We start from the raw sequence: 755 nt of genomic DNA on the forward strand, positions 1-755 counted from the left end.
CCCAAATAAATACCCTATTTGGACAAGATTTTAAATTAAAGAAAAAAAGTGAGAATAAAAGAGAGGGTAAAGCTCAGTATTACGTTCTTGCTTCTAATGATACAATTAAACACGGTGATTACAAAATAAAGGCATATTCTGGTAAAAGAATTTTATTAGAAGGCACATATAATTTTAACAAAAAAACTGGATTGTGGAAAGAACAATACTACGGTAAATTTTATAAAGGTCCTAAAGCAACTGGATTCTATAAAGATGATAACAAAGTTGGAGAATGGTGTTATTTTGGTTATAAAGGTGATACTGTTCAAATATATAATTGGAGTGCTGATTCTCTTATTTATTTCAAACCATCTGACTTCGACAATAAAGAATACATTGTAATTGATAGCAGTATTGAACAAAAAGTTAAACTAGACATCCCTCCCACTTGTGTAGGTGGAACAGAATACTTTTTATATGAATTTGGTAGAGATATTGGCGACTATTCCCAATACTTTAAAAACTTAGGGAACGAACTATATTCTTTAAAAACAAAAATAATTCTCACTATTGATCAAAATGGCAAATTAACTGATATAGCATTCAGCACAAATGAAAATAAGAAATTAGAAAATATTATTAAAGCATATATTAAAACCTTTCGTTGGTTTCCAGGGGAAAAAAATAGCAAACCTCTGACAACGAAACTTGAGTTTTCCGTTAATTTATCAAGCCAATATTAAATAAAAGCAGCGCACAACACGCGGTCATAG

1 protein-coding gene is annotated in these 755 nt (G+C 29.9%); it reads left to right on the forward strand.

What is annotated here, in order from left to right:
* A partial coding sequence (locus tag ACE01N_RS20580) for a hypothetical protein (protein ID WP_380592980.1) occupies positions 1 to 725 on the forward strand: 725 nt, incomplete at its 5' end.
* Between the last annotated feature and the right edge of the window lie 30 nt (positions 726 to 755).

Origin of the sequence: Quyinboa ferrireducens, from assembly GCF_042436675.1 — a bacterium.
Lineage (GTDB): Bacteria > Bacteroidota > Bacteroidia > Bacteroidales > UBA5342 > JBHJHP01.